This is a genomic window from Paractinoplanes atraurantiacus, from assembly GCF_900215205.1.
Lineage (GTDB): Bacteria > Actinomycetota > Actinomycetes > Mycobacteriales > Micromonosporaceae > Actinoplanes > Actinoplanes atraurantiacus.
Window position 1 is genome coordinate 422,742 of sequence record NZ_OBDY01000002.1, and the last position, 25,528, is coordinate 448,269.

Below are 25,528 nucleotides of genomic sequence, written 5' to 3' on the forward strand. Positions count from 1 at the left end.
GGCCGGACAGAGAGCGTGAACGTCAGTGGAACCTCCAAGCCGCGATCCGCGATTCGACGCGATCGTCGCTCGCCTGCTCGCCGAGGACCCGTCCTTCGGTGCCACTACCGGCGCCCCGTTCCGGTGGAAGTCATTGGCGGGAGTGCTGCTGGTGATCGGTGCCGGCCTGGTGTGGGTGGCGTTGTCGGTACTGATGGTGGTGTGGCAGTGGTCCGGCGTGATGGTAGCCGTCCCTTCCGTGGTTGTCGGCATCCTGGTCGCCGCGTTGCTGAACCGGCGACATCGTGCGCGTCCGCGGTCGCAGGCGCACGAGCATCCGGAGTAGACCGAGGACTTCTCCAGCGGCCGGCATGAGCAGAAGCGGCCTGGAGACGCGTGTGTTCCAAGGTGCCTGGGCAACGTGGCCGGTTCGGTGGCGAGCTGGATCGTTGACCGCATCGCGGCCGGGCAGGAGCCCACCGAGGTCACCCGGGAGGACCTCGCCGTCCTCCTGGACGAGATCCGCCGGCTGCGCGGCGAGCTCGCCGACCTGAGAGCGGCGGGCGAACACGACAGCCCGCACACGGTCTTATGACAGCTACGTGACTAACGGGCCGAGCCGGTTTCCCGGGTGCGCCGTGGAGAATCGGCGTTCAGCATCGCCGGCCGCGATGCCGCAGGGCGGCGTCGTGACCGGTCCCCGAACCTCGGACGGCGGTTGGTCCCACGCTCAACGAGAGGTAACGGCGAACTCTCGCCGACATCGAAGCCGGCTTGCGGGACAACGATCCCGAACTGGCGAACAACCTGTCTGGTGGCGCCGGGCGCTGCGCCCGGCATCCGGTAGCCGCGGGATCCGCCGTCGCCGCCGCACTGGCGGTCGCGGTATGCCTGGGCCTGCTTGTCGCCGGGCCTCCGGCGGCCATCGCGGCCGCGCTCACCGTATGCGCCGTCACCGCTGGTCTGCTGCTGCAGCACCGGCTGGGCGAAAATCCCGCCGACCCGGATGACGGGCGGGCCGACGACCACGAGGAGAGCAGATGACCGCACAAAAACCCGGCCAAAACCACCCGATTGACCTGATCCGCGCAGGTATGTGGGTCGTGGACGCCGACGGTGACCGAGTCGGCACCGTCACCCACGTCACCGCGGGAGACATCTTGCCCGAGCCGGGCGATCCGCTCCCTTCGCGGGACGCCGACTGGGCCGCCGGCGCTTTCAGCGAACAGGCCTTCGAGCTCGCGGACAGGCAGGCGGAGCGGCTGATGTCTGGCGGCTACCTCAAGGTGCTGGGGTCGGGAGTTCACGGCGTGGACCGGTACGTGGCCGCTGACCAGATCGCCGAGGTTGACGACGACACCGTTGTGCTGCGCGTCGGCCGCGACGTGCTCCAGGTCCAATGATGGCTGGCGGTCGCTGAGGACGGCGTGCTCGGCGCCCTCGTCGCCGTTCCGGCGTGCGCTGTCGCCTACCTTCGCCCTCGTCGTCACCGTCGCCCTGGGCTCCATACTGCTGTCCCGCGACGTCGCCTTGGCGGAAGGACTGGTGGCCCTCGCGCTGCTGGTCGTGCTGCAGTTGTCGGCCACGTGGCTGTCGATCTGGTCGGGCCTGGTCCGGCGCCTGCTCAAGTCCGAACCTACTGTGCTGGTGCGAGACGGCGTGATGCTGCACGGCGCCATGCGCGCGCAGCGGGTGACCGACGGCGAGATCCGGCAGTCGGTGCGGTCGCGGGGTATCGGGGATTTATCCGAGGTGGCCGCGGTCGTGCTCGAGACGGATGGCAGTTTCAGTGTGATCCCCGCGTCCCAGGCGGGTCGGCTCACCACACTCCCGGGCGGGGAGTCACATTGAACGCCGTAGGCGGCGTCAATTGCCATGAAACGACGACAGTGCCATGACAATCATGTGTCTTTTCCGCCGGTGATCGACGAATTCCTGTGTGGCCGAGCGAATACAGCCGTGTCACCATTGGGTAATGGATGTCGTGTTGTGGGTGATCCTCGCCGTGGTTCTCGCCGTCGCTGAGATCTTCACGACTACGCTTTTCCTTTTGATGTTCTCGATAGGTGCGGGAGCCGCGGCCGGTGCCGCGGCACTGGGGGCTCCGATGCCGGTACAGGCCGGCGTATTCGTCGGGGTCTCGGCCTTGACGCTTGTGGCCGGTCGGCCCGCGCTCCGGCGGCGCTTCGGCAAGGATGACCCGGCCGACCTGGTCCTGCCTCCCATGCTGGGCGCTTCCGCCCTTGTCGTGGAACAGGTCGGCGCCGGCGCCGGGATGGTGAAGGTCGACGGCGAGCTCTGGCAGGCCCGCTCGCTCGAGGGCTCCGGCGGCTATCTGCCCGGTGAGCGGGTCAGGATCGTCGAAGTCGATGGCGGCGTCGCGGTGGTGTGGCGTGATGACCTGCCGGGTCTGGGTGAGCGTCGCCTCCAGCCCGAATGAAATTGCTGATCAAGGTGGTTGTCGCGCATGGATGTTGTCGTCGTGGTCGTCGTTGCCGTTCTGGTTCTGTTCGCTGTTGTCACGCTTGTCAAAACGGTTCGTATCGTGCCGCAGCAGCGCATGGATGTGGTGGAGCGGTTGGGACGCTATCGCAAAACCCTGGAACCGGGGCTCAATGTGCTGGTGCCGTTCATCGATGCGGTGCGGGCCAAGGTGGACGTGCGCGAGCAGGTCGTCTCCTTCCCGCCGCAGCCGGTGATCACCTCGGACAACCTCGTGGTCTCGATCGACACGGTGCTCTATTTTCGGGTCGTCAACCCGCAGCGCGCGACGTATGAGATCGCCAACTTCCTCCAGGCGATAGAGCAGCTGACCGTCACGACGCTGCGTAACGTCATCGGCTCGCTCGACCTGGAACGCGCCCTGACCAGCCGCGAGGAGATCAACCGGCACCTGTCGTCGGTGCTGGACGAGACGACCGGCCGCTGGGGCATCAAGGTCACCCGCGTCGAGATCAAGGCGATCGAGCCGCCGCCGAGCATCCGCGACTCGATGGAGAAGCAGATGCGCGCCGAGCGTGACCGCCGCGCCGCGATCCTGAACGCCGAGGGCCACAAGCAGTCGCAGATCCTCACGGCCGAGGGTGAGAAGCAGGCCGCGGTGCTGCGAGCCGACGGTGACCGGCAGGCCCGCATCCTTCAGGCCGAGGGCCAGGCCAAGGCCATCCGTACGGTCTTCGACGCGATCCACACGGCGAACCCGTCGCAGAAGGTTCTGGCATACCAGTACCTGCAGGCCCTGCCCCAGATCGCGAACGGCTCGGCCAACAAGGTCTGGATCGTGCCGACCGAGCTGACCAAGGCCCTCGACGGTCTGGGCGGCGCCCTGGGCGGTCTGGCCAACATGGCCGGCGACGCCCCGAAGGCGGGTGTCGACGCGGCCGCCGTCGAGCGCGAGGCGGTGGCCGCGGCCCAGGCCGCGGCGGCCGAGGCCAGCAAGATCAATGAGGCCGTACGGGAGGCCGAGGCTCAGGTGTCGAGGCCGACGCCGTCCTGACCCGGCGCTCGCGGTGCACCAGCTTTGTCACGCGACCGTCATGAGCCGGCGGAGTCGTCGCCATACGGTTCCACGACGCTGAACCGGCAGATGAAAGGCAAGCCGGAAGGGATCGCGGTGCGAACAGGCCTTGAAGCAGCGCCCGGACTGATCTCCCTGTCAGAATCGGGAGAGGTGGCCGTTCTGCGGCTGCGGGGAGACATCGATGCGGCCATGGCGCCTGTGCTGGGCGACAGCCTTGCCTGGGCGGTCGACCACCACCCACATGTCGTTCTCGACGTGTCGGCCACGCAGGACATGGCACCCGCAGTCGTCGATGTGCTGGCCCGGGCCCGGCGCCGCAGCCGGAGCCGGGGCACGCCCTTGCAGATCGCGGCGCCGCCGGAGCGGCTCGAGGCGTTGCTGAGCCGCATGTCCGGAAGGCGTGAACAGCGATGATGCCGTACTGGTCCTGTCCCGATGACTGGTATGGCGACTGGGTCCCGGCCGCATCGTCGCGCGAAGCCATCGAAACTGACGTGCGCATCGCTGACCAGGCCGCGCTGGCATTGCTCGAAGACACCCGCGTGCACGGCCGTCACTTGGAGATCCTGGTGCAGAACCGGGTCCTCATCCTGATCGGAGAGGCGAGTTCGGAACGGGCCCGGGCGGCGGCCGGCGCTGTGGCGTGGGCGGTGCCCGAGGTGTTCGACGTCTGCAATCGTCTTACCCTGCCACCGCGGCCCGAAGGCGCTGCGGGCTGACCGTCATCCAACCGACAAGCTTCTGTGCTGTAGCCGCGAATCGCGCGGCCTAGCGTTCGTGGTGGACCGTACGTACCTCGATGACATGGCCGGCCCTCGGGCCGGGAGAGGAGACGCACGATGAACACCGAATCCGGAACCATGATGGGGCTGCACGACAGCGGCCAGATGCTCGCCGACCCGGGCCAGGACATCCGTGGCCGCAAGGTGCAGGATCGCGACGGCAACGACGTCGGGAAGGTCGACGACCTTCTGGTCGACACCGAGCATCAGAAGGTCAGGTTGCTTCGCGTCGAGCACGGCGGCCTGTTCGGAATCGGCGCCACCCCGGTCTTCATTCCGGTGGAGGCGGTCGAGCGGGTGACCGACGACGAAGTCGGCATCGACCGTTCCCGCATCCAGGTGGCCGACGCGCCGCCCTATGACCCAGAGTTGGTCGACCGGGACGAGTACTTCAACAAGCTCTACAACTACTACGGCTACGCCCCGTACTGGTCGCCCGGTTACATCCCGCCGTCACGCGGCTTCTTCCGCTGACACACCTTCGTCGGGTCGAGGTCCGGTGGCACAGCCACCGGACCTCGTCATTGCCGCAGCGGGTCGAGCTGGAACCGCACCTCGCCGTCATCATCCATACGGGCGTGCAAGGTCTTGCCGTCGAGCAGGCCGGCGGCTCCCTCCGCCACGAAGACCTCGAGGTTGTCACCCGCCTGATGGACGCGGTCACCCGGATGGGGCTTCGCGGCCAGCGACAGCCGCAGGAAACCTCGCGTCGGGCTGGGCGCAATCCGCAGATTGGCGCCGGGTGGGGCGTCCGGCAGCGCGGCGAAGCGCCGGATCGCCTGGGCGGCGTCGTCGGAGACGGCGAACACGGGTTCCTCCTCGGCCGGGGAAGGTACGGGTTTACGGTGCGGACTCTCATCCACTGATGTGGAGGGCGGCCGGCGGTCCCATGACAATCTCGTGTCAAACCGCCGGACTGCGCAGACCGCAAATCCTCAGCACTGCCTCGACGTGGGGCTGATAGTTGACCAGATTCAGGGCTTGACCGTGTCGGCTGAGTTCGTCGTGGCGTGTGGCGAGCACCCTGACGCCGGCGGCGCCGAGGAAGCCGACGTGTTCGAGGTCCACCACGACGGCTGCGGTGGCGTCTGCCTCAGCGTCGCCGAGCAACGCGTCCAAGTAGCCGGCGGTGTCTCTGTCGATTTCCCCGCGAATGGCCACGAGGGTGAAGTCCTTGTGGCGTTCGATCCTGCCCTCCAATGAGGGCTGGTTGTGGTGGTCGGCCGAACCTGTGAAGTCCATGATCGCTCCCGCGTGCGGCGAACTGGAATGACACAGAAATCAGCATGACGGATGAGACCGGCTCTCCGGCGACGAATTCTTGGCAGTCTGGTGACGAACTGCGGGTGCCGGTAGCGGCCGCCACCGGCACCCGGGCCGCGTGCCGGCGATCAGTGCGAAGCGTTGTCGAGCACGAACTGCACCCGCCCGTCATCCTCGGTGTGCGCGTCGATGATCTTGTCGTCGAGCAGGTCGCCGGCGCCGTCGGCGATGAACAGGGCGGCATCGCTGCCCGCCTGGAAGACGGTGTCGCCCGGCTCCGGCAACGGCGCTACGGCGATGCTCAGCGCGCTGTGGTCCTGATTGGCGGCGATCCGCAGGCCGGCGCCGTCCGGGACACCGGCCTGCGAGACGATGTGGCGGATGGCGGCGGTGGCGCTGTCCGAAACAGTGAACACGTCGGTTCTCCCTATGTACTGGTCGGGTTCTCGCCGCCCAATCTCGTCAGGGCATGTGTAGAGGTCCTCTCCGCCTCATGACGATCCCGCGACATCCGCTGTCCTGATTCGGTTCGTTTTCGTCGCGTCGTGCGTGGTCCTCACCCGGCGTCGCAGCGCAGGCTCGGTTCGGCTCGGGGCACGCTCGGCTGCACGATCACCTCGACGGTGATCGAGCCGGCGTCCTCGAAGGCGAAAGTGACGGGAACCCGGGTGCCGGCCATCACGTCGCGTGTCAGGCCGACCAGGCGCACGTGGTAGGCGTCGAACACCGAGGCCGCGTGGGACGCATCGCCGGCCGGCACGGGATTCGCCGGTTCGAGAGTCAGTCGGTCCACCGTGTCGAACCGGCCGTCGCAGTCGTCGTCCCAGCGGATCTCGGCGTCGTGGGCCACCGGGCTCGACACGGATGTCAGCGTGTCCGGGTCCCGGCCATCGTTGCGCAGCGTCAGCCAGAGCCGTGCGTCCGCGCCGGCCGCGTAGTTCGCGTCGGGTGGCGCCTCCACGTGCACGCTGCGCAGCTCGATGGGGCCGATCTCGGCGTTCGTGCCCATGACGCCTGCCTCATAGGTGCTCGGATCGGGGTCGGGGGAACAGGCGGTGAGGCCGGCCGCGACCAGGCTGGCGACGGCCGCTGTGCTGAGTGTGGTTCGCGTGAATGTGGCCATGCCTGGGCCTACCCGGTCCGAGGCGGCCGCATCCGGTTTCATGGTTCTGTCGCGAGACCGTCATGGGCACCGGCAGGTCCCCGCAGATCGTCATGGATCTGTCATCGGGTCGCCGGTGCCTCGCCAAGGGCGCCCACGATCGTGGAACCCATGGCTGTAGATCTGCTCACCGCCCTGGCCGCCGGACTGATCGTGGGTCTTGCCGCGCGGGCTGTGCCGGCGTGGCGCCATCTGCCGTTCTGGCTTGCGCCTGCGATCGGCTCCGTGGCCGCGGCCGCCGCGACACTCGCTTTGCACGCCACCGGGACCGCTGCGGGCGGGCAGCTCCGCGAGTGTTTCGCGCAGACCGTCTTCGCCGGCTTGGCCGTACTGGTCGCAGGGCGGAAAGCCGGCGGAAAACCGGCTCGCAGCCGATGAGCACCCACCGGAACAGGAGAAGCACATGAATACCAGTACCGGCACGATGATGCGACTGACCGACAGCGGTCAGAAGCTGGCCGACCCGGCCGACGATGTTCGCGGGCGCCGGGTCGTGGACAGCGACGGCCACGAGATAGGCAGGGTCGATGAGCTGCTGATCGACGCCGGGCAGCGGAAGGTGCGGGTTCTGCGCGTGGTGCATGGAGGGCTGTTCGGCGTCGGCGCCACACCGTTGTTCATTCCCGTGGAGGCGGTGGAAAGGGTCACCGACGACGAGGTCGGCATCGCCCACTCGCGGGTCCGGATCGCCGAGGCTCCGGCATACGACCCCGAACTGGCCGACCGGGACGAGTACTTCACCGACCTGTACGGCTACTACGGCTACCTGCCGTACTGGATGCCCGGTTACGTGCCGCCCGCCCGGCGATTCTTCCGGTAGAGGCGCCATATCCGGGCGCACCGGCCGCGACCGCGGCGAACAGCGCGGCGGCATGGTGCGCCGACGGGCGGTCGTAGGGTTCGCGGGCGGTGCACGCGCGGTAGAGCTCGACCAGCGGCGGGGGGAGGCCGCCGGGCCCGGGCAGTTCGGGGACGGGGGTGCAGGCCCGGGCGGTGAGGACCTGCTCGACGGTGGTGCCGGGCCAGGGCGGGCCACCGGTCAGGCAGGCGCGGAACACCAGGCCGAGGGCGTAGACGTCGCAGGCGTGGCCGGTCGGCTGGCCGCGCAGTTGTTCGGGCGCCAGATAGGCGGGGGTGCCCCAGACGTAACCGTCGGAGTCTTCGGTGGTTTCTCCGGGTGCGCGGGCCATGCCGAAGTCGGTGAGTTTCGCGCCGGTAGGCGACAGCATGACGTTGCCGGGCTTGACGTCGTGGTGGACCAAGCCGTGGTCGTGCGCGGACGCGAGGGCGGCGGCGATGTCGGCGCAGAGGCGGGCGGCGGCGGGCCAGGGCAGCGCCCCATGATCCTTGAGCCGGGTGTTGAGGGTGCCGCCGGTGACCAACTCCATGACCAGGAACGGCTCGGCGTCGCTGTAGTCGAGAAGCCGGACGATGTTCGGGTGTGCCAGCCGGGCCGCGGACAGCGCCTCGCGCCGCACAGCGGTGCGGCGCATCTGGTCGCGGGCGTCGTGCTCGTCGAGGAGCTTGAGCGCGACGGGCCGGCGCAGGACGTGGTCGTCGGCGTGGTGCACGACGGCCATGCCGCCGCGGGCGATCCTCGCGCCGAGGCGGTAGCGGCCGGCGAGCAGTGTCATGCCTACCAAGATCGGCTGGTGATGTGGCGAGCGCCGTGCGGTGGCATGACGATCCCACGACATTCGCCGTGACATAGCTGGCCGGGCCGGTCGCACAAATGTCATGTAGGCGTGAGTGCGTCGCCATATGACGATGTGAGGCTGGAGTTCCCCGCTGAGGGAGGTCGTCATGTACTACTGGTGGTATCCCGACGGTTACAGCAGCCCGTGGCGCAACTCGCGCGCGGAGACACCCCGCACTGAGGCTACCGGTTCTGGGGACGGGCTCGTCCGGCTGGCCGAGGAGCTGCTGGCCGATCCGCGGATCCGCGGCCAGATCTCGCTCGACCTGCAGAACGGCGTCGTGATCCTCGACGGGCAGGTCGGCACGGAGCGAGCGCGCGATCGGGCGACGGCTCTCGCCTGGTCGGCTCCCGGTGTGACCGACGTGTGCAACGCGCTGACCGTGTCGCACCGGCGATGGCCCTTCCGCCGGGCCGGCTGATCCGGTTTTCCGCGCTGTGCCGTGGGCAGGCGCATCACCGGCCCACACACCTGCGACGCTCGGGAGAGACACATGCGCGCTCTGACCGTGGTACCGCTCGAGGCCGGATCGGCCGCGGTTCGCGATGTCGCCGACCCGGAGCCCGGACCGGGGGAGATGCTGGTCGAGGGCGTTGCCCTGGGCATCTGCGGCACGGACCGGGAGATCACCGCCGGGCAGTACGGCTGGGCGCCGCCCGGCCAGGACCGGCTCGTGCTGGGCCACGAGTCGCTCGGGCGGGTGCGTACCGCCCCGGCCGGCAGCGGCTTCACCTCGGGCGACCTGGTCGTCGGTGTGGTGCGCCGGCCCGATCCGGAGCCGTGCGGAGCGTGCGCTCACGGCGAGTTCGACATGTGCCGCAACGGCCGGTACACCGAGCGGGGCATCAAACAGATCGACGGGTACGGCAGTGAGCTCTGGACCGTCGAGACGGACTACGCGGTGAAGCTGGATCCCCGCCTGGAACAGGTAGGCGTGCTGATGGAGCCGGCGACGGTGGTCGCCAAGGCCTGGGAGCAGGTGGAGAAGGTCGGTGCGCGGTCGTGGTTCCGGCCCGAGCGGGTGCTGGTGACCGGCGCGGGACCGATCGGCCTGCTCGCCGCCCTGCTCGGCGTGCAGCGGGGCCTGGAGGTACATGTCCTGGATCTCGCCACTAAAGGGCCGAAACCGGAGGCGGTCGACGCGCTGGGCGCCCGTTACCATGCGGCCGGCGTCGAGGAGGCGACGGCGCATCTTCAACCGGACGTCATCATCGAGGCCACCGGCGTCTCCAGCGTGGTGTTCGAGGCGATGGCGAGCACCGCCGCGTACGGGATCGTCTGCCTTACCGGTGTCTCCCCAGTCGGTCGCAAGATCGCGGTCGACGTGGGCGCCGCCAACCGGGAGATCGTGCTGGAGAACGACGTCGTGGTCGGATCGGTCAACGCCAACCTGAGCCACTACGCCGCCGCGGCGCAAGCGCTGGGCAATGCCGATGTCGATTGGTTGTCGAGGCTGATCACCCGGCGGGTGCCGCTGACGGATGTCGCCGGGGCGCTTCAGGCCCGTCCCGGTGACATCAAAGTCGTCGTCGATCTGACCGCGTAGGGAGACTGGCCGTGCCGGGACGGATCGAGGACTATGCGCTGATCGGTGACCTGCAGTCCGCGGCCCTGGTCGGCCGGGACGGATCCGTCGACTGGCTCTGCCTGCCGCGATTCGACGCGCCGGCCTGCTTCACGGCCCTACTCGATGACGAGACGGCCGGCCACTGGCGCATCGCGCCGGCAGGCGGTGGTGAGGTCTCCTCCCGCCGGTATCGGGATGACACGCAGGTTTTGGAAAGCGAGTGGAGCACGAGCGACGGCGTCGTACGCCTGACCGACTTCATGCCGCCCCGAGGCGAGGCCCCCGATGTCGTACGGATCGTCGAAGGGGTGTCCGGGACCCTGCCGATGCGCATGGAACTGTTGCTGCGCTTCGACTACGGCCGGATCGTCCCGTGGGTGCGGCACGAGGGCCGGGATCTGGGCGCCGTGGCCGGACCGGACGCGGTGTGGCTGCGCACCGATGTGCCGCTGCGCGGGCGGGACAAGGCGACCGTCGCCGAGTTCACCGTGCGTGCCGGCGAAAAGGTGCCGTTCGTGCTCACCCACCAGGTTTCCCATCTGCGCCGGCCGGAACCGGTCGATCCGTACCGAGCGCTGGAGGACACGCGGCGTTTCTGGCGGGACTGGATCGGCCGCTGCGACTACGACGGCCGGTGGGCTCCGGAGGTTCGGCGTTCACTGATCCTGCTGAAGGCATTGACGTACGCCCCGACCGGCGGCATCGTCGCCGCCGCGACCACGTCGTTGCCCGAGCAGCTCGGCGGCTCCCGCAACTGGGACTACCGCTACTGCTGGCTGCGTGACGCCACCTTCACGCTTCAGGTCCTGCTCGGCACGGGATTCGAGGCCGAGGCGAAGGCCTGGCGGGAGTGGCTGCTGCGGGCCGTCGCCGGCGACCCCGCCGATTTGCAGATCATGTACGGCTTGGACGGCACCCGCCGCCTGCCCGAGTACACCCTGGACTGGCTTGGCGGGTACGAAGGCGCCGCACCGGTGCGGGCCGGCAATGCGGCCGCCGGGCAGTTGCAGCTCGACGTGTGGGGTGAGGTGCTCGACGGGCTGCATCTGGCCCGGGAGGCGGGCATCGCTGCCACCGAGGCGGGCTGGGACCTGCAACGTGCCTTGCTCGATTTCCTCGAGGGAAACTGGCGGCGGCCGGACAACGGCCTGTGGGAGGTCCGCGGCGACCGCCGGCAGTTCGTCCACTCCAAGGTCATGGCGTGGGCCGGCTTCGACCGGGCGGTCACCGCGGTGCAGCGGCACGGTCTGGACGGCCCGGTCGACCGGTGGCGTGCCGCCCGCGACCACATCCACGCCGAGGTGTGCGCCAAGGGCTTCGACACCGAACGCAACACCTTCACCCAGTCGTACGGGTCGGCCGCCCTTGACGCGGCCCTGCTGCTGATCCCGCGCGTCGGGTTCCTGCCGGCGCACGATCCACGATTCGTGGGCACCGTCGAGGCCGTTCAACGGGGTCTGAGCCGGGACGGCTTCTTGCTGCGTTACCGGCCCGAGCATGACAACGTGGACGGCCTGACCGGCGCCGAGGGCGTCTTCCTGGCGTGCTCGTTCTGGCTCGTCGACGCCTTGCACGCGGTCGGGCGCCGCACCGAGGCGGAGAAGCTGTTCGAGCGGCTGCTGGCCGTGCGCAACGACGTGGGGCTGCTCTCGGAGGAGTACGACCCGGTCTCTGGTCGCCAATTGGGCAACACCCCGCAGGCCTTCAGCCTTGTGGGCCTGGTCAATTCGGCGCGCCTACTCAGCGGCGCAGCCACCGAGACAATGGCCGACGCGGCCGAGCAGCACACCTCGAGGCGAGGCCGCTGACGAAGCCCGGCATCGAGCGAACGCGCAGCGGACACGAACCGGCCGTCGCCGAAGGTCATGGAACTGTCACGAAGCCGTGCGGATTCCGCGGCTCGCCGGTCCTACGTTTGGCGGTGGTCCGCCTTGACGCGGCGACCGGATGCGGAGGTGCGGTGTTCCGGAGGGAGACGGCGACGTGGCGGGCGGGCCGAGCGCTGTCCGTCGCCGTCGCGGCAACAGTCACCGCCGGCTGTACGGCGCCCGGCGCGGTGCGGGAGGGTGACCCGGTCGCAGGACCCGAGTGGAACACCTCCCTGCGGTACGGCCCGGGATCGGCCGGCGACGCCCGGCCGGCGAGCCTGTCCGCGGTGACCGTCCAGGAGCATCCGTTGTTCGACCGGCTCCTGTTCAGCTACGGCGGCAGCCGTCCCGGCTATCGCGTCTCCTATCGAGGAGCCGACGGCCGCACCTTGACTGTGACCCTGAAAGACATCCACGGTGACGCCGGAGACGGCGCCAGAGCGCAGCTGCCGGCCATTCGAGAGGTTCGGTCGGCCGACGCGGCGGATGGCGTGATCCGCACGTCGGTCACGGTCGCGGAGGCCGGCTTGCCCTTCCGGGTGGGATTGGACGTCGGCAGCTTCTACGTCGACGTAGCGCACCCCGGCGCCGCAACAAGCTGAACGACGTCGGCGTCACATTTAGTGACCACGTCGAGGGTAGAAGCCCAGGGCGGCCATGACGGTCGCGATGAGCAATGCGGCAGTGCCGGCCAGAATCATCCAGCCGACGGTCAGGAAAGCGCCGACGGCGACGGTGACGGCCCCGGCCGCCGCCAGGCAAGCAAGCACAGTGCGCATATCCGCCTCCTTCCATCGATGACGTACCCAACCCACAGTGCACGGGTGCAGTGGCACGCGTGCGACGGAGGCATGACGGTTTCGGCACACCTCGCACTGCTCGGAACGTCACCGGACCGTCACCGGCCTGCGGCTCCGGCGTCAAGCGCTGCGACGACCATTGTCAATGGAGCAGAGCTTCGGGAGAAGGAGGAGAAACGATGTCGGACAAGATTCCGCTGGCCACTTCGAGCCCGCCGCAGGACGACCATGTCGGCGTTGCCCAGCGAATGGTCGCCGTCCATACCGACCACCGTGCCGCCCAGGAAAGTGTGGCAGTGCTGGACGACGCCGGTCTCCCGGCGGAGCGCATCGCCATCGTCGGCAGCGGCCTGCGCGTCGTCGAACGCGGGCAGGGCCGGCTGTCGACCGCGGACGTTGCCGGCCGGGGAGCGGTCTCGGGGCTGGTGGTGGGCATGCTGGTCGGATGGCTGCTCAGCCTCGTCGGGCTCACTACGCCCGAGACGTCGGCGATCTGGCTCGCGGTCAACGCGGGCGTTCTCGGCGCGATCCTGGGCGCAGTGGTCGCGCTGGTCGGCTATGTCGCCACCCGCGGGAATCGGACGTTCGTCCAGCCCGCCCAGATCCAGGCGGAGAAGTTCGGCGTGCTCGTCGACGCGGATCTGGCCGACCGGGCGGTACGGGCTCTGCGCTCGTCGGCCGGCGACTGACCGGGAATCTCGCCACCGTCACATCGCCTCTTTGATGCCGCGGCGGATGAGCCAGGCGTTCACCGGATACGCGGTGAAGAAGCCGGCGATCATGCCGATCTGCATGAGGAACCAGTAAGCGGCGGTGTCCGGGTGCAGGTGCGGGTTCGGGAAGAAGACGAAGGCCATCAGGGCCATCCAGCCGAACAGGCCTACCTCGAATGCCGTCAAGGACAGCACATCGGCTTTGGCGGTCTCAATCAGGCCCTTGCCGACCGACAGGCCGCGCATCGGTGCGATGGCGAAAAACTGGAACACGATGCCCAGCAGCAACGCCAGCACGTAGTCGCCGATGTACTCGGCCCACAGCGCGTGCCCGACGATGGTGATGGCGAGCAGGAAGATGCCGGTCTCGGCGATGATGTCGCCCAGCGTGCAGCCGGCGCCGCAGTGCATGACGCCGATGGTGGTGGACACCCAGTGGGGCTTGCCGGGCGCGTCCCCGTGTTCCCGCTGCCACCGGCGGCTCTGCGGACGGCCGAAACGTACGTAAGCCCAAACGGCGAACGGCCCGAGGTAGAGGGCGTTGACCGGCCAGACCGCCTCCATGATCCGCATCTTCTGGCGATGACCGGCGGCGTAGATGTCGGCGAGTATGGCGGCGGCGCACAGCCCGCCCAGGCCGAGCGCCACCCATGCCACGGTCGTCAGCCAGCTCGGTGCCATGGAAACCTCTTTCGTGATCGACGGGCACCGAGCGGATACCCCGTTCGCACGCCGATATCAGCCGCCCTCAAAAGACCCCGGCGCCGGCAAGCTGGCGCGTGCGGTCCTGCTTCGGCGTAGCGCCGAGAACGAACTGCACTCGCCGGTTTCCGCGCGGATGTATCAGCACCCCCGGGCGGGCGTCGAGCGTGTTGCCCTGGAGGCGTCCGATCACCTCCTCGGCGACATACAGTCGAGCGCCGTCCCCGGCGTCGTGGGCGATGTCTCCGGGCTGGGGATGCGAAACCAGCAAGATGCGCAACCGGCCCGCGATGTCGGCGTTCTGAATGCGCAGCGCGCATCCTTCGGGCACACCCGCGGCGGTGAGCAGTTGGCGGATCGCGGCGGCGGCGTCGTGCGTGATGGTGAGCAAAACAACCTCCCAAGTCATCGCTTCTCACTCGAACCTGGCACTCAGGTGTGGAGATCTTCGTGCCGTGCGATGACAGTTGTTTGACGAAGCCGGCTATTCGTTGAGGGCGGCCTGCTGGTCGGGGAAGATGCGGAACGCGCCGTCGAGGCGCATGGTGTGCAACACGGTACGCACGAAGCGCGACGGTGCGGCCAGGTCGAGCACCGAGTCGTGCTGCCGGGCCTCTTGGCGGGCGCGCACAAGGAGCCCCAGCCCGGCGGAGTCGATGAAGCCCACGGCGTGCAGGTCGATCACCACACGCGGGTGGGCGGCCGCCGTCTGCATCAGATCGTCGCGTAGATGGTCGGCGAGAGTGGAGTCCAGATCGGTGAGCGGCGTGACGAGTGCGACCCCGTCGAGCTCGCGCATGGTGTACGAGGCCCCGTAGGTGCGGGGCCGGGCCGGCGGTTCGGCCGGTGGAATCTCGCCGGTGCTGCATCGCGGGCAACGGTGCGGGCCGGTGGGGAAGGCCGAGCCGCTCCAGCCGAGCTCGCTCACCAGCGGCCATACGAGATCGCCGGCGGGTGCGGCTTGGGCCGAGATGTCTTCGGCGCCGCACAGATCGCAGATGAGCAGGGCTGTGCGGTCGCCGGCGGGAACGACCGTCATCGTGACCGTCCGGCGTTGTCGTACCGGCGGTCGCCGGTGGCGGCGACGAAAGCGACACCGATCGCGGCGAAGACCACCTGGAGGACGACTTCGACGACTGTCACACCGACGGTGTCGATGCCGGCGAGGCGAGCGACGACGGTGGCGAGCATCGCGGCGCCGACGGCGACGGCGAGCGGCACCCAGAACGGTGTGCCGCGCCGGGCCGGGCCGATCCACCGGCCTCCTAGGCCGAGCGCCGCGCCGACGGCGAGGGCGGTGACAAGGCTGCTGACGGTCATGAACGTGTTCCTCCGGCTGTGGTGACATCTTCGGCATGCCGTTTGTGGTCGGCGCAACGTTCCCGGCGTTTCAGCCCGGCGCTCTGCGCAGCAATGCGGCGAGCGTGCCTACCCCGGCGAACAGGATGACGAGGACACCGGCGACGATGTTGTTCCACGCGACGAGGGGGCGTTCCGCGAACCCGAGGACGAAAGGCGCGGCGATCAACCAGCCGCCGAGGACGACGTTGACCACGCCGAGCGGTGCTGTGCGCCGCGGGCGGACGACGCGCAACCCGCCGAGGAGCACCAGCAACAGGCCGGTCGTCACGTCATTCCAGGCCGGATAGCCCGCCACATCGTCGACGACCAGCGGGGTCACGGCGATCCACAGTCCGGCCAGAGCCACGAAGGCGCTGGGTGTGTAGATCAGGTCGGTCGTGAGCCGCCGGGCCGTGCCTGATCGTGGACGTGCGAGCGATGTCATGCCAGGCCCCTCCACGTTGATTACCCGATGTCTTCAGCGTGCCGCCGGCGGGTGGCGGTGACACCGCGGATCAGTGACAGTCCTATGACGGCTGCCACGCTCTGGCCGGTCTGGCATGACAGTTGTGTGACAAGACGGCGGTTCGGCACGAGCGACGTGTCCGCACCTGATTCACCGGGCATCATGCGGGTATGACCGCGGTATTGCTCATCGAGGACGACGATCGGATCCGGCTGTCGCTGACTCTGGCGCTGGAGGATGAGGGCTATACGGCGTACGGGGCGGCCACCGCCGAGGACGGGCTGGCCGAGCAGCGCCGCGTCGCCGCCGACACCGTACTGGTCGACCTCATGTTGCCGGGCATGGACGGGTATGAGTGCATCCGGCAGTTGCGCCGTGACGACGACGTGCCGATCGTGGTGATCAGCGCCCGCGACGACACCCACGACATCGTGGCCGCGCTCGAAGCCGGAGCGGACGATTACCTGATCAAGCCGGTGGCGGTCAAGGAACTCGCGGCCCGGCTGCGGGCGCTGCGCCGCCGCACCCGCGCTGCCTCGACGCCGGCCCTGCGGGTACTCACCTTCGGAGATCTCGAGCTGCGGCCCGAAGCGGGCGAGGTGCGCCGGCACGGGACCGAGGTGCCGGTGACCCGCACGGAGTTCCGCCTGTTGTGCGAGCTGGCCGATCATGCCGGTCAGGTCCTATCGCGCGAGCAACTGCTCGACCGGGTCTGGGGCTACGAGATCGGCGACGAGCGGTTGGTGGACGTGCATGTCGGCCGGCTCCGCCAGAAGATCGAGGAAGTGCCGGGCAAACCGCGCCACCTGGTGACCGTGCGCGGTCTCGGCTACAAATTGCAGCCGTGAGGCGAGCGGGTCTGCGCACCCGGGTCAGTGCCGCCTTCGCGGTCGGCGCCCTCGCTTTGTCGGCCTGCGTGACGGTCATGTCGTACGAGCTGACTCGTAGCACCCTGCTGCGCGAGCGGGAACGGACCGCGGTGCGATCCACCTACTTCGACGCGTCGGCGGTGGACGCCGGCCTCGCCAGGCGCAACGCCAACGTCGGCGACGTGCTCGGTTCGCTGGACATCGGCGCTGACCGGTACGTCCTGGTGCAGCGGAGTGGCCGCTGGTACGCGCGTAGCGCCGACACCGACGCGCACGCCGCCGTGCCGGCGGCGCTACAGGAGAAGGCAGCCGGTGGACAGGCCGCCGCGCAGCGCGTCGACCGCGATGGGGTGCCGGCGGTCGTGGTCGCCGTACCCCTGGACGAAGACACGGTTTTCTACGAGATCGTCACATTGCGCGAACTCGAGCAGACGCTACAGCTTCTTGCGTTGGTGCTGGCCGCGGTCGCCACCATGATGGCCGCTGGTGGGGCGGCCGTCGGCTGGTACGTCACCCGGCACGCCCTGCGCCCGCTGGGCTGGGTTGCCGACGCGGCCCGCGGCATCGCCGACGGCGACCTCGGTACCCGTCTGGACCCGGACACCGAACCGGACCTGGCCCCGCTGACGGCCTCGTTCAACCACATGGCCGACGAGCTGACCCGTCGGATGCAGCGAGACCGGCGCTTCGCGGCCGATGTCAGCCATGAGCTGCGCTCACCGTTGCAGACCCTGGCCGCCGCCGTGAGTGTGGTCGACCGCCGCCGTGACGGCCTGGACGAGCGGACCGCGGCCGCCGTCGGTCTCATCACCGACGAGATCAGCCGATTCCAGGAGCTGGTCGGTGACCTGCTGGAGCTGGCCCGCAGTGATCAGCCGGCACAACGCGAGGCCACCAACATCGTCGAACTGGCGGCCAGGGTCGTCCGCACGCACCGGCTCGGCGACGACCTGGTCGAGATCACCGCCGGAGACGACGCGCGAACGTGGGACATCGACGCGCGGCGGATCGAGCAGGCGCTGGGTAATCTCGTGGAGAACGCCGTCCGGTACGGCGGGGGACCGGTCGCCGTCCGGGTCGGGCCGGGCTTTCTCGAGGTGGACGACGCGGGGCCGGGCGTGCCGGAGGATCTCCGCTCGTCGATCTTCGATCGCTTCGTACGGGGGCCGGCCGCGAACGCCCGCGGCGCCGGCGAGGGGACCGGGCTCGGTCTGGCGATCGTCGCCGAGCACGCCGCCGCGCACGGCGGATCCGTCAGCGTGACCGACCGTCCCGGCGGCGGCGCCCGGTTCCGCATCGACCTACCGGAGTATCAAGGATGAGACACCCCATTCTGCTCGTGGCCGCGGCGACCGCCCTGCTGATCGGCGCATGCGGGGTGTCCCCCCAGGACGAACCGCACCCGGTCGAGCTACCGCGCAAGCCCCTCACGGATCCGGTGGTCTCGGCGTCGGCCGAGAGCCGGCCCGGCGAGGTCGCGTCCGTGTTGTGCCTGGTTCGCGACGACAAGCTGGTTCAGGTAGTGCGGCGAGCGCAGGACTACCCCAGCGTGCGGCAGCAACTGGACGACCTCGCGGCCGGGCCGACGCCGGCCGAGAGCGAGAGCGGCCTGTCCACGGCCCTGACCGGGATGACAGTGGCCGGAGCCGTCGAGGAGGGTCTCAGGCGACCGTCGCGATCACCGAGGCCGACGAGGGCAGCGCCCGCAACAACGAGATTTTGGCGTACGGGCAGATGGTCTGCACCCTGACCGCACGAGCCGATGTCAGCGCGGTCACCTTCACCCGCGACGGCCGGCGTCTCGAGGTACCCCGCGCTGACGGGACACTGACGGGTGCTCCGCTGCACGCGACCGATTACGCGGCACTGCTCAGCCCTGCGTAGAAGTGACGGGCCTACGCGTCGTGCGAGCGACGCCAGTCGCCGACGGCCTCGCGGACCTTGTCGAAGATCGCGACCGGCGGCCCCATGATCAGGTTGTTGAGCGGGTGGGTACCGGCTTGCGGATGCGGCCGGGTCGGCGCGATGGCCTCAGCGACTCGCACCGCGCCCGCCATGAGACGCAGACGGCCCGCAGTGGTGCCCTTGCGCAACGCCGGGAACTCGGTCTGTTCTTCCTGCTCGGCGTGCGTCAGGACGGCTGTTTCGAGGGCCGCGAACCGGGTCTCGAAGCGGGGCGCGTCGAGGCCCATCTCATAGAGCTCGTTCAACAGCGTCTTGGCGTCGTCTTCTTCCCGCAGCCGGGCGTCGACGACGTCATCGCCGGCGTCATCGCGGGCCGCGGGATGCACGATCTGCTCCTCGGCGCTCTCGTGCACCGCGAGCAGGCGGACGAGCTCGGCGAAGGCTTCCTTCCGCTGCTCACCTGCGGAGCTCTTCACCTCCGCGAGCAGTGCCTTGATCTGCTGGTGCTGGCCGATGAGCAGGTCGATCACATCCTGCTCGCCCGTTTCGGTTGTCATCATTGATCCCTTGACGTCGCCGACCGGAACGTATCCGGCGTACCCGGGCTTCAGCGGAGTAATCGCCGGATCACCCGTCAAGCCAGAAGGACTGACCAAGGACCAACGTCCCAAGAAATAAATGCACAGGTGAACCTTTTCGACATCGGGGCCGTACCCCTGGACGCCTGAAGGAGGTCCCCATGTTCCGTGCGTCCACTGCTCGAAGCGGTGCCCTGACCGCCGTCCTAGCCGGACTGTTCATTCTGGCGCCGGTCCCCGCTGAAGCGGCGCCTTCCGTGCCGACTCAGCTCAACGCGGCCGACATGATGCTGCTCAACGGGGTGCGCCAGGCCGGGCTGTGGGAGATCCCGGCCGGGCAGATGGCGGCTCAAAAGGGCAACGGCGGCAAGGTACGCCAGGTCGGCCAGATGATCGCTGACCAGCACGTTCGTCTCGACCAGCTCGTCGTGGACGCGGCGAACAAGTTAGGCGCCACTATCCCGTCCACGCCGACTGCCGAACAGCAGGGCTGGCTCACCGAGATGCAGAACAACAAAGGGGTGCAGTTCGACCAGACCTTCGTCACCCGGCTGCGCGCCGCCCACGGCAAGATCTTCCCGGTGATCGGCGCCGTGCGGGCCTCCACTCGCAACCCGGTAGTGCGGAAGCTGGCCGACGACGCCAACATCTTCGTGATGAACCACATGAAGATGCTGGAGAGCACCGGCCTGGTGCAGTACGAAAAGCTGCCCCCGGCCGCCCTGCCGCCGGCGCAGGACGTTTCGAAGATCGGCATCGCCGCGGCCAACGCCGGCGTGACGCCGCCGGTCAGCCCGATGGTGTTGTGGATGATGCTGATCGGCGCCGCCGGTCTGGCCGGCCTGGCCGCCGTCCGTGTGATGCGCGTGCGCCGTTGACCGCGGCGGCGAGCAATCCCCTTTCCTGTGATGGCTGTTGCATGCACGAGTGCATGCTTTAGGGGGAGGCGTAGGTGGTCGATCTGCTTCTGGTGCAGGACGACCCGGCCGATGAGCTGATCGCTCGCGACGACTTCGCGGCCCACAAGCTGGTCAACTGGCTGCACGCCGTGCTTGACGCCCGTTCGGGCGCCGTCCCCGTCATCCTGCCGGTCGATTCAGCGGCGCGGGGCGGCGCCTGGACCGGTGCGCCGCCCCGGCACCAAGAGCCTCCTCATGGCCCTGGTAGAACACTCTGTCCGTGCCGTGTGGCGATGCTGCTCCGGTCCCTTGACAACGAGATGACAATTTCTGCGCGCCGGGTTGCCGGTGTTCAGGCCGGTACGGCCTCGGCGGCTTGGTCCACGGCGGCGATCACCGCGTCGAGCGGGCCGTCGACGCGGGTTCCGTTGAGGAAGAAGGTGGGGGTGCCGTCGGCGCCGCTGTCGTGGGCGCTGCGCACATCGGCGTCGACCTGGGCGGCGATGATGGCGGTGTCCAGGTCGACGGTGAAGCGGGGCACGTCGAGCCCGGCCGCGCGGGCGATCTCGGCCAGGGCGTCGTCATCGAGGCTCTCGGCGGTAATGAGGCGGTCGTGCATCGGCCAGAAGGCGTTCTGGGCGGCGGCCGCCTCGGCAGCCTGGGCGGCGCGGCGGGCGTACGGGTGAATCTCGTCCAGCGGCAGGTGTCGCCAGACGTAGCGCAGGCGACCGGGATGCCGGGCGAGGAGTTCGGCCACGGCCGGCGCCGCCTCGCGGCAGAACGGGCACTCGTAGTCGCCGAACTGCACCAGCTCGATGGGGGCGTCGAGGGGGCCACGGTGGTGTTCGCCGGTGGGCTCGACGGGTGGTCGCAGGGCCGTGGCCTCGCCGGTGGCTGTACGGCGGCCGGTGATGCGGAAAAGGAGCCAGCCGAGTCCGGTCGCGGCGACGGCGGCGGCCAGGATGCCGATCTTGGCTTCGTCGCGGACCTGCTCGTCGGTGAGGGCGAGCTCGGCGATGAACAGCGACACGGTGAAGCCGATGCCGGCCACGGCGCCGACCGAGAGGACCTGCGGCAGGCGTACGCCGGTGGGCAGCCGGCCGAGGCCGGTGCGCGCGACGATCGCCGAGGCGCCCCAGATGCCGAGGGTTTTGCCGGCCACCAGGGCGGCGAACACGCCGATGGTGACCGGCGAGGTGACCGCCCGCGACAGCACTTCCGGGCTGAGCACGACGCCGGCGTTGGCCAGCGCGAACAGCGGCACGATGACGAAGCTGGTCCACGGGCGCAGCAGGTATTGGAGCCGGTCGTTGGACGACACGGCACCCTGGGCGGCGATGGACAGCGTCCGGGCGGCCTCCGGCCCGGGTTCGCGGCGGAACTTGTGCAGGATGCGCTCGAGGCGGTCGAGGTCGGCCGTGCGGGCCAGGAACGCCGGGGTGAGCAGGCCGAAGACCACACCCACGATGGTCGGGTGCAGCCCGGACTCGACGGTGGCCACCCAGAGGGCGACGCCGACGACGAAGTACGGCGTGGCCCGCCAGACGCCGGCGGCGCGCATGGCCAGTGCCACACCGAGCAGGACCGCCGCGACCAGCAGCGGCACCGGATGGATCGCCTCGGTGTAGACGACCGCGATGACCAGGATTGCCCCGATGTCGTCGACCACCGCGAGGGTGAGCAGGAAGACCCGGACGTTGGCCGGGCAGCGCGGGCCGACCAGCGCCAGCACGCCCAGGGCGAAGGCGATGTCGGTGGCCATGGCCATGCCCCACGCGTGCTGGGCCGAGGTGCCCGCGGTGAGGACGGCGAAGATGACCGCCGGGACGACCATCCCACCCACGGCGGCCAGGATGGGCACCGTCGCCGCCCGCCGGTCGCGCAGGTCGCCGAAGCTCAGCTCGCGGCGGATCTCCATGCCGGCGAGCAGGAAGAAGAACACCATGAGGCCGTCGTTGATCCAGTGCCGTAGATCCTCGGTGATCGCGGCGCCGCCGAGCCCGACGCCGAACTCCGTGTGCCACAGCGTCTCGTAGCTGTCGCCGGGCAGGTTGGCCCAGACCAGCGCCAGAACGGTCGCGGCCAGCAATGCGGCCGCGCCCCGGGTCTCGGTGACCAGAACGGTGCGGATGCGGCGGTCGAGGCGCAGGGTCCGTTCCGTACGCGGCGCCTGGCCGCCGTCGGAGATGCGGCGCACCAACGCGGAAACACTCATCGTCGCAGCCCTTTCGCGGCAGGACAGGGTTCATCCATCGCCGACCAGGCTTCCCGGCACACCTGCGAGCACCGTACTGGTCCCTTGCCATTGGGAACAGGCGGAAGCGACGAAGATCGCTGTGGCGTCGCTGTCAGGACCGTAGGTCCCGCTGTCGGTATCCGGCGAGACCGGCGACGGTCAGGACAGCTGTCAGGGCGAGCATGACGGCGGTGGCGGCCCAGTCGGCGCCGGCCAGTGGCACAGGTGCGAGGTGCGAGTACGGGGAAAGGCTCTTCACCCATGCCGGCGCGGCGACGCTGTCGGCGATGACGAGCAGCAGGAATCCGCCGATGGCGGGTAGCGCGCCGAGGACGCCGGTCCAGCGGGGTGCCCAGCCGGTGGCGAGGACGGCAGCGCCGAGGCTGAGCAGGACGACCGGGAAGGTGTTCCACACGCCGTGCAGTGCCGCCGTCAGGGCGAGGTGGCCGCCTGTCAGGGCGACGCCGGCCCAGGTGGTGAGCCCGGCGACGCTGATCAGAAGGACGGCGGCGGCCGCCGTGGCGGCGGTCTCCGCGCCCAGCAGCCGGGCCCGGCTGATCGGCTGGGCGGCAAGCAGGGCCAGCCGCTGGTCGGTCTCGGCCGCGACGAAGGCGCTCAGCCGGACGGTGGCGAAGCCGCCGACGGGCATGGCGAGCAGCGCGAACAGCGTCGCGGCGAACCCGGCGACGCTGCCGAGATCGGCGAATCCCGCCTCAGCTGCCTGGCCGGCCAGGGCGGGGTTGCCGGCCAGGAATTCCGTCACCGACGTCGCGGTCAGGCCGATGAGCAGGAAGTACGCGCCGATTCCGAGGGCCCAGCCGGTCAGTGGCCGCAGCACCCTGCGGATCGCGAAGGCTTCGACGTTGTCGAGTAGGCGCAGACGGGCCGGGCGTCCGGTCGGCGGGGCGACGAGCCCGCCGCGAACGTCACGCCGGGCCGCAGCCAGCGGCACCGCCACGGTCACCGTCGCTGCGGCGGCGAGCAGGACCAGCAACGGTACGGCACGGTTGTGCACGTAGGGCTCGGACAGTGCCATCAGCCCGAACGGGGACAGCCAGCGCAGCCAGCCCAGGGCGGGAACACCGTCGCCGATCATGCGGGCCAGCAGCGTGACGGCGAGGACGGCGACCGCGGTGCCGGTGGCCGGTGTGCGGGTGGGGAAGATCTGCGCGGCGAGCGCCGCGGTCGCGCCGAAGAACAACCCGGCCAGTCCGGTGCCCATCCCGTGGATCAGCGCCCCAGGTGCCGGGGTGCCGGACGCGATCAGCGCGCCGGTGATCCCGACGGCGGTGGCGACCGCGATGGCCATCACGGCGGCCAGGTGCCGGGCCAGTGCGCCGGTGAGCGTGATGCGGCCGGACAGCAGGAGGTCCCACCGGCCACCTTCCTCCTCGCCGCGGGTGGTGCGGGTGGTCGCGAGGATCGCCCACGCACCCAGCAGCACGGTGGTGACCGTGCCGACTCGCCACACGGTGAACCCGCCGGCGGTGTCGAGACCGATCGGATCGCCGAACAGAGTGCGGATGGCCGGGTTGGAGGCCAGCGCTTGCAGGCTGCCGGCGGCGGCCGGGTCGGCCATCACCTGGTCGAAGGTGGCCGCGACGATCGCGGTCATGCCGCCGGCCAGAACGGCGACGATGAGGCCGCCGCGCCGGATCTGCCGGATGGCCAGCTGGGACACCGCCCGGCCGGGCCGGCCGGCCACGGCGACGCTGGTCATCGGCCGTTCTCCGTCCCGTAGTAGTCGAGGAACACTTCCTCGAGACTGGGCTCCCGTACGGCCAGCGCGGTGACGCCGGCCGCCGCGAGCGACCGCAGGGCGGGCGCGGGCGGGCCGGTCAGGGTGAAGCGCAACTGTCCTTCGCCGGTCTCCGTGATCGCCTCCACGCCCGGCACGACGGCCAGCGCCGGGGCGGGACCGGTGTACGAGACGGTGACCTCGGACCGGTGCAGGGCCCGCAGCCCGCTCATGGTGGCGACGTCAGCGAGGTGGCCGGCGCGCAGGATGGCGACCCGGTCGCAGACGGCCTCCACCTCGGCGAGTTGGTGAGAGCTGAGGAACACCGTCTGGCCGCGGTCGCGGGCGCTGCGAACAGCGGTGCGGAACTCGCGCTCCATCAGCGGGTCGAGTCCGCTGGTGGGCTCGTCGAGCACCAGCAGGGGCGCCCGGGTGGCGAAGGCGGCGATCAGGGCGACCTTCTGCCGGTTGCCGGTCGAATACGTGCGGGCCGGCTTCGAAGGGTCGAGCTCGAACCGGTCGACGAGCTCGTCGCGGTAGGCCAGGTCGGTGCCGGGTCCCGTGCGGGCTTGCAGGTGCAGGATCTCGGCGCCGGTCATGTGGGGCCACAGCGCCACATCGGCCGGCACGTAGGCCAGCAAGCGGTGCGCCCGCGTCACGTCGGCGGCAGCGACGCCGAACACCTCGGCGTGCCCGCTGCTGGGCCGGGCCAGGCCGAGCAGCAGCCGGATCGTGGTCGACTTGCCGGCTCCGTTGGGCCCGAGGAAACCGAACACCTCGCCCCGGATGACGTCCAGGTTCAGGTCATCGAGCGCGGTGAGGCGGCCGTATCGTTTGGTGAGGTGAACAGCGCGCAGCGCAATATCGGTCATCGTGGGAGGCCTTCCGGTCGGCGTGGATGAATGACCGCCGACCAGGCTTCCCGGCACACCTGCTGCTCACCGTACTCCCAGGGGGCACGAAGGTGGAAGCCGGTCCGCTCTCGCTTGCGCGGATGACATAGACCGGAGTGGACTGACGTGGTGGCCGGTACGGCCCTTTCCGCCGACAGGACGATCCGCATGAGAAGCACCTGGGAGACGACTACCGAAGCCGGCGCCGCCTTGATCAGGGAAACTATGGCGGGGGCGACGGGATTGACGTTGGTCTCGTTCGCCGAGATCGTGGTCGTCTCGCCGGGGCGCCCGGCCGGCCGTGCCGTTGTTCTGGCCATCGTCGTCGGTCTGCTCAGCGCGCTGTTCACCCGCTGGCAGGCGCGTGTGGCAATGTGTCTGATGGCTGTGGTGGTGTTCGGGGCCGTCCTCGGGCGGGAGTCCGGAGTCGACCCCTGGTCGTACACACCGGTGATCGTGTTCGCGGTGGCACTGGGCGCCGGATACCGGAGTCTCGCCCACGCCGCGCCGGGCTCGAACTACCGGTAGGGTGGGACGCGGTGTGCCGGGA

35 protein-coding genes and 1 pseudogene are annotated in these 25,528 nt (G+C 69.7%); 21 read left to right on the top strand and 15 right to left on the bottom strand.

The window, feature by feature from the left end:
- Positions 1-25 precede the first annotated feature (25 nt).
- The 10 genes and pseudogenes from CRP55_RS08435 to CRP55_RS08475 all read left to right on the top strand — a co-directional run bounded on the left by CRP55_RS08435 (position 26) and on the right by CRP55_RS08475 (position 4,755).
- Positions 26-325 (top strand): hypothetical protein, encoded by a 300-nt coding sequence (locus CRP55_RS08435; protein WP_097319100.1) that lies wholly within the window; start codon positions 26-28, stop codon positions 323-325.
- A 75-nt stretch (positions 326-400) separates the two neighbouring features.
- Positions 401-574 (top strand): hypothetical protein, encoded by a 174-nt coding sequence (locus CRP55_RS52850; RefSeq protein WP_179855081.1) that lies wholly within the window; start codon positions 401-403, stop codon positions 572-574.
- A gap of 161 nt (positions 575-735) precedes the next feature.
- Positions 736-1,023: pseudogene (locus CRP55_RS08440) on the top strand (DUF3040 domain-containing protein); the annotation flags it as partial.
- Positions 1,020-1,382, top strand: a complete 363-nt coding sequence (locus CRP55_RS08445; protein ID WP_143234465.1) for a hypothetical protein — start codon at positions 1,020-1,022, stop codon at positions 1,380-1,382. The pseudogene CRP55_RS08440 and the gene CRP55_RS08445, both read left to right, overlap by 4 nt.
- Positions 1,383-1,524: 142 nt before the next feature.
- The gene (locus CRP55_RS54440) at positions 1,525-1,830 is read left to right on the top strand and encodes a DUF421 domain-containing protein (RefSeq protein WP_245922876.1); all 306 of its coding nucleotides are present in this window, start codon (positions 1,525-1,527) and stop codon (positions 1,828-1,830) included.
- A gap of 124 nt (positions 1,831-1,954) precedes the next feature.
- On the top strand, positions 1,955-2,419 hold the full coding sequence (locus CRP55_RS08455) for an NfeD family protein (protein WP_097319104.1): 465 nt from the start codon (positions 1,955-1,957) through the stop codon (positions 2,417-2,419).
- Positions 2,420-2,446: 27 nt separating this feature from the next.
- Positions 2,447-3,475 (top strand): SPFH domain-containing protein, encoded by a 1,029-nt coding sequence (locus CRP55_RS08460; protein ID WP_097319105.1) that lies wholly within the window; start codon positions 2,447-2,449, stop codon positions 3,473-3,475.
- Positions 3,476-3,565: 90 nt separating this feature from the next.
- Entirely contained in the window at positions 3,566-3,913 is a 348-nt protein-coding gene (locus CRP55_RS08465) for an STAS domain-containing protein (RefSeq protein ID WP_097319106.1), read from the top strand.
- Entirely contained in the window at positions 3,910-4,218 is a 309-nt protein-coding gene (locus CRP55_RS08470) for a BON domain-containing protein (protein ID WP_097319107.1), read from the top strand. The genes CRP55_RS08465 and CRP55_RS08470 overlap by 4 nt, the downstream gene beginning before the upstream one ends.
- A gap of 120 nt (positions 4,219-4,338) precedes the next feature.
- The gene (locus CRP55_RS08475) at positions 4,339-4,755 is read left to right on the top strand and encodes a PRC-barrel domain-containing protein (RefSeq protein WP_097319108.1); all 417 of its coding nucleotides are present in this window, start codon (positions 4,339-4,341) and stop codon (positions 4,753-4,755) included.
- 47 nt (positions 4,756-4,802) lie between these two features.
- Here CRP55_RS08475 and CRP55_RS08480 read toward each other — a convergent pair whose 3' ends face one another.
- From CRP55_RS08480 to CRP55_RS08495, 4 genes are all read right to left on the bottom strand, one after another.
- Positions 4,803-5,090 (bottom strand): HesB/YadR/YfhF-family protein, encoded by a 288-nt coding sequence (locus tag CRP55_RS08480; RefSeq protein ID WP_097319109.1) that lies wholly within the window; start codon positions 5,088-5,090, stop codon positions 4,803-4,805.
- 94 nt (positions 5,091-5,184) lie between these two features.
- Positions 5,185-5,523, bottom strand: coding sequence for an STAS domain-containing protein (locus CRP55_RS08485; protein ID WP_097319110.1), 339 nt, complete (start codon positions 5,521-5,523; stop codon positions 5,185-5,187).
- A gap of 149 nt (positions 5,524-5,672) precedes the next feature.
- On the bottom strand, positions 5,673-5,960 hold the full coding sequence (locus CRP55_RS08490; protein WP_097319111.1) for a hypothetical protein: 288 nt from the start codon (positions 5,958-5,960) through the stop codon (positions 5,673-5,675).
- Between the two features lie 140 nt (positions 5,961-6,100).
- Complete coding sequence (locus CRP55_RS08495) at positions 6,101-6,667, bottom strand: copper chaperone PCu(A)C (protein ID WP_179855083.1); 567 nt, start codon at positions 6,665-6,667, stop codon at positions 6,101-6,103.
- A 150-nt stretch (positions 6,668-6,817) separates the two neighbouring features.
- Between CRP55_RS08495 and CRP55_RS08500 the strand changes: the two genes are divergently transcribed.
- Positions 6,818-7,084: a hypothetical protein gene (locus CRP55_RS08500; protein WP_097319113.1), complete on the top strand. Its 267-nt coding sequence runs from the start codon at positions 6,818-6,820 to the stop codon at positions 7,082-7,084.
- Positions 7,085-7,109: 25 nt separating this feature from the next.
- Positions 7,110-7,526 carry a PRC-barrel domain-containing protein gene (locus CRP55_RS08505; protein ID WP_097319114.1) on the top strand — a complete coding sequence of 139 codons (417 nt, stop codon included), beginning with the start codon at positions 7,110-7,112 and terminating at the stop codon, positions 7,524-7,526.
- Here the strand turns inward: CRP55_RS08505 and CRP55_RS08510 are convergent.
- Positions 7,444-8,340, bottom strand: coding sequence for a serine/threonine-protein kinase (locus tag CRP55_RS08510; protein WP_179855084.1), 897 nt, complete (start codon positions 8,338-8,340; stop codon positions 7,444-7,446). The two genes, CRP55_RS08505 and CRP55_RS08510, sit on opposite strands and share 83 nt — an antisense overlap.
- 169 nt (positions 8,341-8,509) lie before the next feature.
- Between CRP55_RS08510 and CRP55_RS08515 the strand changes: the two genes are divergently transcribed.
- From CRP55_RS08515 to CRP55_RS08530, 4 genes are all read left to right on the top strand, one after another.
- A complete protein-coding gene (locus CRP55_RS08515) occupies positions 8,510-8,824 on the top strand; it encodes a BON domain-containing protein (protein WP_097319116.1) in 315 nt (104 codons plus the stop codon).
- A gap of 72 nt (positions 8,825-8,896) precedes the next feature.
- Positions 8,897-9,949, top strand: coding sequence for a glucose 1-dehydrogenase (locus tag CRP55_RS08520; protein ID WP_097319117.1), 1,053 nt, complete (start codon positions 8,897-8,899; stop codon positions 9,947-9,949).
- Positions 9,950-9,960: 11 nt separating this feature from the next.
- Positions 9,961-11,778, top strand: a complete 1,818-nt coding sequence (locus CRP55_RS08525; protein ID WP_097319118.1) for a glycoside hydrolase family 15 protein — start codon at positions 9,961-9,963, stop codon at positions 11,776-11,778.
- Positions 11,779-11,930: 152 nt separating this feature from the next.
- Positions 11,931-12,440 (top strand): hypothetical protein, encoded by a 510-nt coding sequence (locus CRP55_RS08530; protein ID WP_097319119.1) that lies wholly within the window; start codon positions 11,931-11,933, stop codon positions 12,438-12,440.
- An 18-nt stretch (positions 12,441-12,458) separates the two neighbouring features.
- Here the strand turns inward: CRP55_RS08530 and CRP55_RS52855 are convergent, their stop codons facing one another.
- Positions 12,459-12,617 (bottom strand): hypothetical protein, encoded by a 159-nt coding sequence (locus tag CRP55_RS52855; protein ID WP_179855085.1) that lies wholly within the window; start codon positions 12,615-12,617, stop codon positions 12,459-12,461.
- Positions 12,618-12,817: 200 nt separating this feature from the next.
- On the opposite strand from CRP55_RS52855, the gene CRP55_RS08535 reads away from it, so the two are divergent.
- Positions 12,818-13,327, top strand: coding sequence for a general stress protein (locus tag CRP55_RS08535; protein ID WP_097319120.1), 510 nt, complete (start codon positions 12,818-12,820; stop codon positions 13,325-13,327).
- Between the two features lie 18 nt (positions 13,328-13,345).
- Here CRP55_RS08535 and CRP55_RS08540 read toward each other — a convergent pair whose 3' ends face one another.
- The 5 genes from CRP55_RS08540 to CRP55_RS08560 all read right to left on the bottom strand — a co-directional run bounded on the left by CRP55_RS08540 (position 13,346) and on the right by CRP55_RS08560 (position 15,839).
- A complete protein-coding gene (locus tag CRP55_RS08540) occupies positions 13,346-13,999 on the bottom strand; it encodes a DUF4396 domain-containing protein (RefSeq protein WP_218854220.1) in 654 nt (217 codons plus the stop codon).
- A gap of 100 nt (positions 14,000-14,099) precedes the next feature.
- Positions 14,100-14,462: an iron-sulfur cluster assembly accessory protein gene (locus tag CRP55_RS08545; protein WP_143234467.1), complete on the bottom strand. Its 363-nt coding sequence runs from the start codon at positions 14,460-14,462 to the stop codon at positions 14,100-14,102.
- Between the two features lie 75 nt (positions 14,463-14,537).
- The gene (locus CRP55_RS08550) at positions 14,538-15,092 is read right to left on the bottom strand and encodes an STAS domain-containing protein (protein WP_097319123.1); all 555 of its coding nucleotides are present in this window, start codon (positions 15,090-15,092) and stop codon (positions 14,538-14,540) included.
- Positions 15,089-15,373: a GlsB/YeaQ/YmgE family stress response membrane protein gene (locus CRP55_RS08555; RefSeq protein ID WP_097319124.1), complete on the bottom strand. Its 285-nt coding sequence runs from the start codon at positions 15,371-15,373 to the stop codon at positions 15,089-15,091. The genes CRP55_RS08550 and CRP55_RS08555 overlap by 4 nt, the downstream gene beginning before the upstream one ends.
- 70 nt (positions 15,374-15,443) lie before the next feature.
- Complete coding sequence (locus tag CRP55_RS08560) at positions 15,444-15,839, bottom strand: SPW repeat protein (protein WP_097319125.1); 396 nt, start codon at positions 15,837-15,839, stop codon at positions 15,444-15,446.
- A 191-nt stretch (positions 15,840-16,030) separates the two neighbouring features.
- On the opposite strand from CRP55_RS08560, the gene CRP55_RS08565 reads away from it, so the two are divergent.
- Complete coding sequence (locus CRP55_RS08565) at positions 16,031-16,708, top strand: response regulator transcription factor (protein ID WP_097319126.1); 678 nt, start codon at positions 16,031-16,033, stop codon at positions 16,706-16,708.
- Positions 16,705-18,051 (top strand): sensor histidine kinase, encoded by a 1,347-nt coding sequence (locus CRP55_RS08570; protein WP_097319127.1) that lies wholly within the window; start codon positions 16,705-16,707, stop codon positions 18,049-18,051. Before CRP55_RS08565 ends, CRP55_RS08570 begins: the two co-directional genes overlap by 4 nt.
- Positions 18,052-18,624: 573 nt before the next feature.
- Here the strand turns inward: CRP55_RS08570 and CRP55_RS08580 are convergent.
- The gene (locus tag CRP55_RS08580; RefSeq protein WP_245922877.1) at positions 18,625-19,164 is read right to left on the bottom strand and encodes a hemerythrin domain-containing protein; all 540 of its coding nucleotides are present in this window, start codon (positions 19,162-19,164) and stop codon (positions 18,625-18,627) included.
- A 209-nt stretch (positions 19,165-19,373) separates the two neighbouring features.
- Between CRP55_RS08580 and CRP55_RS08585 the strand changes: the two genes are divergently transcribed.
- Positions 19,374-20,090: a DUF4142 domain-containing protein gene (locus CRP55_RS08585; RefSeq protein WP_097319128.1), complete on the top strand. Its 717-nt coding sequence runs from the start codon at positions 19,374-19,376 to the stop codon at positions 20,088-20,090.
- A gap of 373 nt (positions 20,091-20,463) precedes the next feature.
- On the opposite strand, the gene nhaA is transcribed toward CRP55_RS08585, so the two are convergent.
- From nhaA to CRP55_RS08600, 3 genes are all read right to left on the bottom strand, one after another.
- Positions 20,464-22,326 carry a Na+/H+ antiporter NhaA gene (gene nhaA, locus CRP55_RS08590; RefSeq protein WP_097319129.1) on the bottom strand — a complete coding sequence of 621 codons (1,863 nt, stop codon included), beginning with the start codon at positions 22,324-22,326 and terminating at the stop codon, positions 20,464-20,466.
- A gap of 133 nt (positions 22,327-22,459) precedes the next feature.
- Positions 22,460-24,067, bottom strand: coding sequence for an ABC transporter permease (locus CRP55_RS08595; protein WP_097319130.1), 1,608 nt, complete (start codon positions 24,065-24,067; stop codon positions 22,460-22,462).
- On the bottom strand, positions 24,064-24,957 hold the full coding sequence (locus tag CRP55_RS08600; RefSeq protein ID WP_097319131.1) for an ABC transporter ATP-binding protein: 894 nt from the start codon (positions 24,955-24,957) through the stop codon (positions 24,064-24,066). The genes CRP55_RS08595 and CRP55_RS08600 overlap by 4 nt, the downstream gene beginning before the upstream one ends.
- 189 nt (positions 24,958-25,146) lie before the next feature.
- Between CRP55_RS08600 and CRP55_RS08605 the strand changes: the two genes are divergently transcribed.
- Positions 25,147-25,506 (top strand): hypothetical protein, encoded by a 360-nt coding sequence (locus CRP55_RS08605; RefSeq protein ID WP_143234469.1) that lies wholly within the window; start codon positions 25,147-25,149, stop codon positions 25,504-25,506.
- The last annotated feature ends 22 nt before the right edge of the window (positions 25,507-25,528 follow it).

Coding starts and splice junctions, on each gene's coding strand:
- CRP55_RS08460 (WP_097319105.1), top strand. CDS start 2,447: ATGGATGTTGTCGTCGTGGTCGTCGTTGCCGTTCTGGTTCTGTTCGCT.
- CRP55_RS08585 (WP_097319128.1), top strand. CDS start 19,374: ATGTTCCGTGCGTCCACTGCTCGAAGCGGTGCCCTGACCGCCGTCCTA.
- CRP55_RS08475 (WP_097319108.1), top strand. CDS start 4,339: ATGAACACCGAATCCGGAACCATGATGGGGCTGCACGACAGCGGCCAG.
- nhaA (WP_097319129.1), bottom strand. CDS start 22,326: ATGAGTGTTTCCGCGTTGGTGCGCCGCATCTCCGACGGCGGCCAGGCG.
- CRP55_RS08505 (WP_097319114.1), top strand. CDS start 7,110: ATGAATACCAGTACCGGCACGATGATGCGACTGACCGACAGCGGTCAG.
- CRP55_RS08510 (WP_179855084.1), bottom strand. CDS start 8,340: ATGACACTGCTCGCCGGCCGCTACCGCCTCGGCGCGAGGATCGCCCGC.
- CRP55_RS08445 (WP_143234465.1), top strand. CDS start 1,020: ATGACCGCACAAAAACCCGGCCAAAACCACCCGATTGACCTGATCCGC.
- CRP55_RS08600 (WP_097319131.1), bottom strand. CDS start 24,957: ATGACCGATATTGCGCTGCGCGCTGTTCACCTCACCAAACGATACGGC.
- CRP55_RS08520 (WP_097319117.1), top strand. CDS start 8,897: ATGCGCGCTCTGACCGTGGTACCGCTCGAGGCCGGATCGGCCGCGGTT.
- CRP55_RS08550 (WP_097319123.1), bottom strand. CDS start 15,092: ATGACGGTCGTTCCCGCCGGCGACCGCACAGCCCTGCTCATCTGCGAT.
- CRP55_RS08535 (WP_097319120.1), top strand. CDS start 12,818: ATGTCGGACAAGATTCCGCTGGCCACTTCGAGCCCGCCGCAGGACGAC.
- CRP55_RS08545 (WP_143234467.1), bottom strand. CDS start 14,462: ATGACTTGGGAGGTTGTTTTGCTCACCATCACGCACGACGCCGCCGCC.
- CRP55_RS08595 (WP_097319130.1), bottom strand. CDS start 24,067: ATGACCAGCGTCGCCGTGGCCGGCCGGCCCGGCCGGGCGGTGTCCCAG.
- CRP55_RS08555 (WP_097319124.1), bottom strand. CDS start 15,373: ATGACCGTCAGCAGCCTTGTCACCGCCCTCGCCGTCGGCGCGGCGCTC.
- CRP55_RS08455 (WP_097319104.1), top strand. CDS start 1,955: ATGGATGTCGTGTTGTGGGTGATCCTCGCCGTGGTTCTCGCCGTCGCT.
- CRP55_RS08470 (WP_097319107.1), top strand. CDS start 3,910: ATGATGCCGTACTGGTCCTGTCCCGATGACTGGTATGGCGACTGGGTC.
- CRP55_RS08465 (WP_097319106.1), top strand. CDS start 3,566: ATGAAAGGCAAGCCGGAAGGGATCGCGGTGCGAACAGGCCTTGAAGCA.
- CRP55_RS08515 (WP_097319116.1), top strand. CDS start 8,510: ATGTACTACTGGTGGTATCCCGACGGTTACAGCAGCCCGTGGCGCAAC.
- CRP55_RS08500 (WP_097319113.1), top strand. CDS start 6,818: ATGGCTGTAGATCTGCTCACCGCCCTGGCCGCCGGACTGATCGTGGGT.
- CRP55_RS08565 (WP_097319126.1), top strand. CDS start 16,031: ATGACCGCGGTATTGCTCATCGAGGACGACGATCGGATCCGGCTGTCG.
- CRP55_RS08485 (WP_097319110.1), bottom strand. CDS start 5,523: ATGGACTTCACAGGTTCGGCCGACCACCACAACCAGCCCTCATTGGAG.
- CRP55_RS08605 (WP_143234469.1), top strand. CDS start 25,147: ATGAGAAGCACCTGGGAGACGACTACCGAAGCCGGCGCCGCCTTGATC.
- CRP55_RS08560 (WP_097319125.1), bottom strand. CDS start 15,839: ATGACATCGCTCGCACGTCCACGATCAGGCACGGCCCGGCGGCTCACG.
- CRP55_RS08495 (WP_179855083.1), bottom strand. CDS start 6,667: ATGGCCACATTCACGCGAACCACACTCAGCACAGCGGCCGTCGCCAGC.
- CRP55_RS52855 (WP_179855085.1), bottom strand. CDS start 12,617: ATGCGCACTGTGCTTGCTTGCCTGGCGGCGGCCGGGGCCGTCACCGTC.